This is a genomic window from Persicitalea sp. (genome assembly GCF_041751555.1).
GTDB lineage: Bacteria > Bacteroidota > Bacteroidia > Cytophagales > Spirosomataceae > Persicitalea.
Genome location: NZ_JBGSXF010000505.1, coordinates 1 through 7,373 on the forward strand (window position 1 = coordinate 1; position 7,373 = coordinate 7,373).

The 7,373-nt window shown below is 51.1% G+C and carries 8 protein-coding genes; 3 read left to right on the forward strand and 5 right to left on the reverse strand.

Going from position 1 to position 7,373, the window contains the following annotated elements; all coding sequences use genetic code 11:
• The 3 genes from ACEW8P_RS17960 to ACEW8P_RS17970 all read right to left on the reverse strand — a co-directional run.
• A partial coding sequence (locus ACEW8P_RS17960; RefSeq protein ID WP_373514455.1) for a carboxypeptidase-like regulatory domain-containing protein occupies positions 1–1,541 on the reverse strand: 1,541 nt, incomplete at its 3' end.
• 247 nt (positions 1,542–1,788) lie between these two features.
• A complete protein-coding gene (rpmB, locus tag ACEW8P_RS17965; RefSeq protein ID WP_189562627.1) occupies positions 1,789–2,028 on the reverse strand; it encodes a 50S ribosomal protein L28 in 240 nt (79 codons plus the stop codon).
• A gap of 153 nt (positions 2,029–2,181) precedes the next feature.
• Positions 2,182–2,340: a DUF5522 domain-containing protein gene (locus tag ACEW8P_RS17970; RefSeq protein ID WP_373514460.1), complete on the reverse strand. Its 159-nt coding sequence runs from the start codon at positions 2,338–2,340 to the stop codon at positions 2,182–2,184.
• A 158-nt stretch (positions 2,341–2,498) separates the two neighbouring features.
• Between ACEW8P_RS17970 and rocD the strand changes: the two genes are divergently transcribed.
• Positions 2,499–3,767 (forward strand): ornithine--oxo-acid transaminase, encoded by a 1,269-nt coding sequence (gene rocD, locus ACEW8P_RS17975; protein ID WP_373514456.1) that lies wholly within the window; start codon positions 2,499–2,501, stop codon positions 3,765–3,767.
• On the opposite strand, the gene ACEW8P_RS17980 is transcribed toward rocD, so the two are convergent.
• A complete protein-coding gene (locus ACEW8P_RS17980) occupies positions 3,740–4,900 on the reverse strand; it encodes a hypothetical protein (protein ID WP_373514457.1) in 1,161 nt (386 codons plus the stop codon). The genes rocD and ACEW8P_RS17980 overlap by 28 nt on opposite strands.
• A gap of 218 nt (positions 4,901–5,118) precedes the next feature.
• Here ACEW8P_RS17980 and ACEW8P_RS17985 point away from each other — a divergent pair, with 218 nt between their 5' ends.
• The gene (locus ACEW8P_RS17985; RefSeq protein ID WP_373514458.1) at positions 5,119–6,543 is read left to right on the forward strand and encodes a S41 family peptidase; all 1,425 of its coding nucleotides are present in this window, start codon (positions 5,119–5,121) and stop codon (positions 6,541–6,543) included.
• A 138-nt stretch (positions 6,544–6,681) separates the two neighbouring features.
• Positions 6,682–6,933: a GlsB/YeaQ/YmgE family stress response membrane protein gene (locus ACEW8P_RS17990; RefSeq protein WP_373514459.1), complete on the forward strand. Its 252-nt coding sequence runs from the start codon at positions 6,682–6,684 to the stop codon at positions 6,931–6,933.
• A gap of 166 nt (positions 6,934–7,099) precedes the next feature.
• On the opposite strand, the gene atpC is transcribed toward ACEW8P_RS17990, so the two are convergent.
• Entirely contained in the window at positions 7,100–7,348 is a 249-nt protein-coding gene (atpC, locus tag ACEW8P_RS17995; RefSeq protein ID WP_373514461.1) for an ATP synthase F1 subunit epsilon, read from the reverse strand.
• Positions 7,349–7,373 lie beyond the last annotated feature (25 nt).

The window sequence follows — 7,373 nt, forward strand, 5'->3', positions numbered from 1 at the left end:
GAACTCAGACCAATATTCATGGAGAATCTTGGCTCCCAGTTGCCGTACCGCTTTATGACATCGCCATTGGCCACCGCCGTACCCGGCAACTCGGGAAACTTGCGTTCGCCCTCCTGAAATTCCTGGTACTGATAAATCTGACCCGGCCCGAGGTTGCGGTACATCGAGTAGCGTAGTCCGTATTGCAGCGAAAAGCGGTCAGAAATTTTCTGCTCGTTGGCGATGTACAGCGCCGACTCGTCGCCGAAGCGGGAGTCGAGGCTGATGTTGCGACTCTCGCCGCTAGAGACAGCCAAGGCGTTGCCGGGGCGGCTGTCGTAGTTGATGTACTGTCCGCCGAAGCTGACTTGGTTGTTGGGCGTGAGGTAGTAGGTGAAGTCGGGCTTTACACTTGTACTGATAATTTTGGAATTCCATTCGAATCGGTCATTGGGAGTCTTATTGTTGGGGTCCGAATTGATGGAATAGTCGTAGTTGCTGTAGTAGGTCGTAAGGTTTAGGAAGAGTTTGTTGGAAAAAATGTGATTCCAACGCGCAGTGGCGGTACCATTACCCCAACCAAACCCAAACACGCTGGCCCCAAACACATCGCGCCCGAAGTACCCCGACGCATAAACCGTGTTCTTGTCGTTGATGCGGTAGTTGGCTTTGGCCGTGAGGTCATAGAAATTAAAACGGGTTTGTTTCAAATCGCCTTTCAAGAAAGGCTTGGCCAGCACGTCGATGTAAGACCGCCGCGCCGCCACAATAAACGACCCGCGTCCCGCCGCGAAGGGCTGCTCGTAGGTCAGCCGCGAGAAAATAGTACCGATGCCACCGTTGATTTCGCGCTTCTTGGTGTTCCCTTCTTTCATGCGCACATCCAGAATGGATGAAATCCGTCCGCCGTACTGCGCCGGAATCCCGCCCTTGATGAGCTTTACATCCTTGACCGCATCGGGATTGAAGACCGAAAAGAAACCAAACAAGTGGGAAGAATTATAGACGGGTGCTTCATCGAGTAAGATCAAGTTCTGCGATACATCACCGCCGCGTACGTTGAAGCCGGAAGCCCCTTCGCCCACCGTCGTGACGCCGGGCAATAGCTGTATACTTCTGATGATGTCCACCTCGCCCAGAAGGGCTGGGATCTGGCGGATGGTTTTAATGTCCACTTTATTGACCGACATTTCCAGACTGCGGACGTTTTCATCCTCTTTTCTGGTGGAAATGAGGACTTCTTCCAATTGCTTGCTTTCTGCTGACATCTCTACATTCCGGCGTTGGTCGGCATTCAGCGTCACGTTTTCGGTCATTTTCTGATAGCCGATGTACGTAAATACTAACGAATATTCACCCTCTGGCAAAGTGATGGAGTAGAAACCATAAGGGTTCGTGGTCACGCCTGTACTTTCTTCCCGTACGTACACAGACACGCCGATTAGCCCCTCGCCATTGGCGATATCCTTCACATAGCCGCTGACCGTATACTTTTCTTGCGCATTAGCGCCGCCTGATAGCAACAACAATCCCAAAACCACCAATCGGATTACATTCTTCATCAAAATCTAGTTTTTCTGTTTCTGCTTCTGAGACAACTCAGACCCGCTATTTCTTCATCTGCCCGGCAACCAATACACAAACTTAGGTAGGGTACTTTAAGTTTAGCGCGAGAAAGTGACCAAGCCGGACATATCCGCGATGAACGGGAGAACCGTCGGCCTGAACTGAATCAGCCGGGCAGCGGATAAGCACAGAAAGCCTCTCCGGTTACCGGAGAGGCTTTCCTAAATATCTTTGCGCCAAGTACTACAAGCTTAGCGTACCTTTCTCTTTGGCTTTTCTAAGCGTAGCTTCCAGACCATTTTTATTGATGGTACGGATTACCGAAGTCGCTACTTTGAGCGTAATCCATTCGCCTGTAGAAGGCACATAAAAGCGCTTCTTCCGTAGGTTGGGGATAAACTTACGCTTCGTTTTATTATTGGCGTGTGATACGTTATTACCCACGCGGGTTCTTTTTCCGGAAACTTGACAAACTCTGGCCATGATCTTTCAATTTTGCAAATGAGGGTGCAAATGTAAGTTTTTGAGGTTAAAGTTCAAAGTTGATGTCGTTCTTAATTCTTAGTCTGTAATTCATGCTTCTTGTTAAACATTTAAAAACCAGAACGATAGGCTCGATTTTCTGCTCTAAAAAATTTATTTTAATTCATTTGACTCACGGAAGCCGTAGGGGCAGTGCAGGCAACCGCTTTGGCAGCAATAGCCCCTCTTTCGATGATAGAGAGCGGTGAAAACCATGAAACCCTCTTCATTGATATAAAAATCATCTTTAGATAAGCCGTTGCTTTGCCTCATTATGGGAGTGGGTTCGACGGGTTGACTCAATTTGCAGTAGGTTTTGCTAACTTTACCCCAAAACCTGTTTTCAACCCGATTTGTTGCGCCTGTTTTTCCGCCAGGCGCGATCGGCCAGCCACGGCATGCCGTGGCTCTACCATAATTAATTTTTCCGAATGCACTACGTAGATACCACTTACTCCGAAGCTACTGAACGCGCCATGCAACTGGAATGGAAGTATGGCGCGCACAATTATAAACCCATGCCCGTAGTGCTGGAACGCGGCGAGGGTGTTCACGTCTGGGATGTGGAAGGGAATCAGTACCTTGATTTCCTGTCGGCGTACAGCGCGGTGAGCCAGGGACATTGCCACCCGCGCATCGTGAATGCGATGATCACACAAGCGCAAAAACTGACGCTGACTTCCCGCGCCTTTCACAGCGATATTCTGGGCGAGTGCGAGAAATTTATGGCAGAATACTTCGGCTTCGACAAGGTACTGATGATGAATTCGGGCGTGGAAGGCGGCGAGACGGCCCTTAAACTCACGCGCAAGTGGGCTTATAAAGTAAAAGGCGTTCCGGATAATCAGGCCGTGACCGTCTATGCCACGGGTAATTTCTGGGGCCGCACGCTGGCGGCGATTTCTTCCTCGACCGATAAATCCAGCACTACCGACTACGGCCCGTTCCTGCCTGGCGCGGTGCTGGTACCTTACGACGACCTGAACGCTCTGGAAAGTATTTTCAAGAAAAATCCCAATGTGGCGGGCTTTATGGTGGAACCCATTCAGGGCGAGGCGGGCGTGGTTGTGCCGCACGAAGGGTACTTAAAGGGCGTCCGCGAACTTTGTACAAAGTACAACGTGCTGTTCATCGCCGACGAGGTGCAGACGGGCATCGGCCGTACGGGCAAGCGGCTGGCCTGCGACTGGGAAAACGTGAAGCCCGATATCTTGGTACTTGGTAAAGCCCTGTCGGGTGGCACGATGCCCGTGTCCGCTGCCCTGGCTGACGACGAGGTTATGCTCACCATGCGTCCCGGCGAACACGGCTCCACTTACGGCGGCAACCCGCTGGCCTGCGCGGTGACGATGGAAGCCCTGCGGGTGGTCGAAGACGAAAGCCTCGCCGATAATGCCGAACGGATGGGTCAAATCTTCAGAAATAAAATGGAAGCCCTGCGCCGGAAAACAGATTTGATAAAACTGGTCAGGGGGAAGGGGCTGCTCAACGCTATTGTCATCAACGACACCGAAGAAAGCGACACGGCCTACGACTTATGCCTTAGCATGATGCATAAAGGATTACTCTGCAAACCTACCCACGGCAACAAGATCCGCTTCGCACCCCCGCTCGTCATCAACGAAGAACAAATGGAACGGGCGTGTGGGGTGATTGAAGAAGCTTTCTCGAATCATCTAACCCTCTCGTCATCCCGATAGTACCCCGCCTGACGGGAACCATTAGCGCGTTGTAATACGCCGTATCCCTCGCGGATGCCTTTGCGGAAGTTGCCGGCGAAGATCTCGCCATCGGAATAGTAGTAGGTACCTTTGCCATCCGGGACGTTTTTCAAGAAAAAGCCGACGTACTTATCGCCATTAGTAAAGTAGTAGGTTCCTTCCCCGGAGCGGAGATCATCTCGGAAAATTCCCTTATAGCGAACCGCCCCTCCAGGATAATACTGCACGCCGAAGCCGTGCTTTCGGCCGTTTTGAAAATGCCCTTCGTAGCGTTCCTGGTTTTCGCGCACCAGAATACCTGGTCCGTTGAAGCAGTCGCCCGAGGCACAGCCTTTGGGAGCGTGGTAGGTGATGTCGGTTTCGATGACTTCTTCTCTGGACGGAGTGGGAGCCTTGGGTTCAGGGCGGGAGGTACTCGATGGTACATTGTTGTTACGAGATGCAGTAATGTTAGGATTTGCCAACGAAGCCGGAACTTTATTAAACAGAGGGTACATCTTCTCCGCCTCGTTCCACCCTCGGCTAATAGCCTCTACGCGAACGCCCAAGCCCGGATGCGAATCGGTACTTTCTACGTTCGAAAGCGTACGGATCGCAATGAGCGACTCGTCCAGCGACGCGCCTAACTGGTGCAGCACGAAGCCAGAAAAGCGGTCTGCTTCCAATTCCTTGCTCGGGCGGCTGCCCATGCCGTCGATGGTGTGGCCCTGCAAGTGGTGGCCGATTTCGTGGGCCACGATGCTGATCGCTGACCAGTCGGTATTAGTCAGGTTCTCTACCTGCTTCATAAACTGGCCGTCGTAGATGATGAACCGCTGGCCATCCACGACGGTAGCGAAGCAGTTCTCGGTGTTGGGGCATTCGACTACCACGAAATTCCGTGTCAGGCCCACAGGTTGCAGAATGCGCTCCACCACACGCTCAGCGTGACGGTTAGACGTAAACGATAAGTAGTTGCAAATCTCTTTTGGCGAACTCAGCCGACCGTTGCCGACGTAATTGCAGACGAAAGATTCGGCTTCTTCTCCGGTCGATTGGGCGGAGGTAGTTCCGCTTATCAATGCACCAACACACAGGATCGTACCAAAATTTTTTAAACGGGGGGCTTTCATGGGCAAGGTGAGAATGGGCTTTTTGCTTTTATTTTTCGTAGGTAATAACGGCGAAAAGCGGAATGTCTTGCCTGACTTTTTCTTCCCATACAAAATTTCCTTTGCGTATTGCTTCCGCGATGTACATTTGTCCTCGCGATTTGCGTTTACAGAAACTGAACGTTAGCGCGTTGCGTTGTTTCGGTACCAATCCCACATCTATTCAACCCACTATGTTTTTGAAAAAAACCTACTTTTTGCTGTTTCTGGCTTTGACCACTTCGCTGGTTTCTTGCCGGAAAGACAAGTTCGAGGTCGTACGAGCGGGTAATCCGGCGGATACGGAGGTGAACAATTGGATTCACGCTAACATGAAGCAGTGGTACTTCTGGAACGATAAATTGCCCGAATCACCCGACTTCAAGCCTGATCCGCAGACCTTCTTTCAATCCCTCCTCTACAAATTTGACCCCTCGCTGCGTCCCGATGGGGATCGTTTTTCGTGGTTGCAGGAGAGCGCCGCCGAGTTGAAGGCGTCGCTTAGCGGCGAGTCCACCACCACGGGCCTGGAATATCGCATGATTCGCTACGTAACGGGGCAAGACGATCTTTTTGGCGTCGTGACCTATGTCGATAAAGGGTCGTCGGCTGAGAAGGCGGGTTTCAAGCGCGGCGATTTTTTTACCCACATCAACGGCCAAAAGCTCAGCGTGGGCAACTACCGCGCTTTGCTGACTACTGGTAACGAGGCGAAAGTGATTACACTGGGTACCTTGGATGCCGACAAAAAGGTAGTGTCGACCTCGACCACTCGCAGCGCGACGCCCGGCGTGATTCAGTCCAATCCGGTGTATTTTGATACGACTTTTGTAAAAGGAGAAAAGCGGGTGGGTTACGTGGTGTATCACCAGTTTATTCCCGGCCCCAATGGCAGCAACGCCAAGACCTACGACCAGGAATTGGAGAAAATTTTTGCTGATTTCAAAGCCAAAGGCGTCAACGAACTCGTAATGGATCTGCGCTACAACCGCGGCGGCTACGTGAGTTCAGCTACCCAAATCGCAAGCCTGGTGGGCAAGGGCGTAAGTGACAAAGACGTTTTTTACTACAAAGAATACAACAAGACCGTCACGCCCGATCTGGAAAAGCAGTATGGTAAAGATTTCTTCCACGACAATTTCCTGAGCAAGAGTCAGAACCTGGGAGGGAGCCTTAACCGCGTCTTTTTCTTGACCTCTACTTCCTCGGCCTCAGCCAGCGAACTGCTCATCAATGGCTTAAAACCATTCATGGAAGTATTTTTGGTGGGAGGAAAAACGGTAGGTAAGAACGTAGGCTCCATCACGCTTTCCGACAAGACAAACCGCATAAAGTGGGGCATCCAGCCCATCGTATCACGCTCGTCGAACAGTCAGCGCAGCTCTGACTACACGGCGGGCTTCGAGCCAAACGTGGTCAAAACTGAAGGTACCCTGTTGTATCCCTACGGCGATCCGCACGACCCATTACTGGGTGAGGCGCTGTTTCAGATTTTCGGTACCCGCGTTGCTCGGCGTGGCCTGGACGAAAGTGAGGAGCAGCCTAAGGTTGGCCCAGAAGTCTATTCGTCCATCGACCGAAAGGCAGCGGGCGGCAACATGTTCTTCACACTGCCGAACCAGTAGCGCCCTTTACTTCCTATTATTTTGAAAACCATGCTAATGAGTATAATCTCGATGGCATGGTTTTTTGTTTACTCTGAGCCGTGCGTTAAGCACTTTTTGTATTCTCTCATTACGTACCTCTAAAAAATAAAAGAACACATGGGAATCTTAACCTGGATTATCGTTGGACTCATCGCGGGCGGCATAGCCAAAGCTATTCACCCTGGCAAAGACCCCGGCGGTTTCATTGTCACGATGCTGATCGGCATCGCGGGAGCCATCGTCGGCGGCTTCATCTCGAGCGCGCTGGGCTTTGGCTCGGTGGATGGTTTCAACTTCGGTAGCTTATTCATTGCCATTTTAGGCGCAGTATTGCTGCTTTGGCTTTACCGGAAGTTTGCGACGAAATAGCTTATCGAGCTAATATCTTGTAAAAAGGCCACGGACAAGTCCGTGGCCTTTTTTGGTGTTTAATACTGAACATTAACCGCAGAACACACAAACAAAAAACGCAGATCGCGTAGCCCATTAGACTACGCGATCTGCGTTTTCAAATATCAGAAAAGACCAAAAACTACTAAATGATAGCCTCGGCTAGTACCAGCACTTTATTCTTCAAAACCTCCACAACCCCACCGTCGATGCGATAGACCTGCTTGGTAGCACCAGGAGTAGTTTCCACAACTACATCGCCCACGTCCAGCGTACTGACCAGTGGAGCATGATTGTCAAGTACCTGAAACTGGCCTTCGGTGCCGGGGAAAGTCACAGCATTCGCTTCGCCAGCAAACACCTTCTTATCGGGGGTTATTATTTCTAAATTCATAATGTGGGGTTTATTTCGCAGCCTC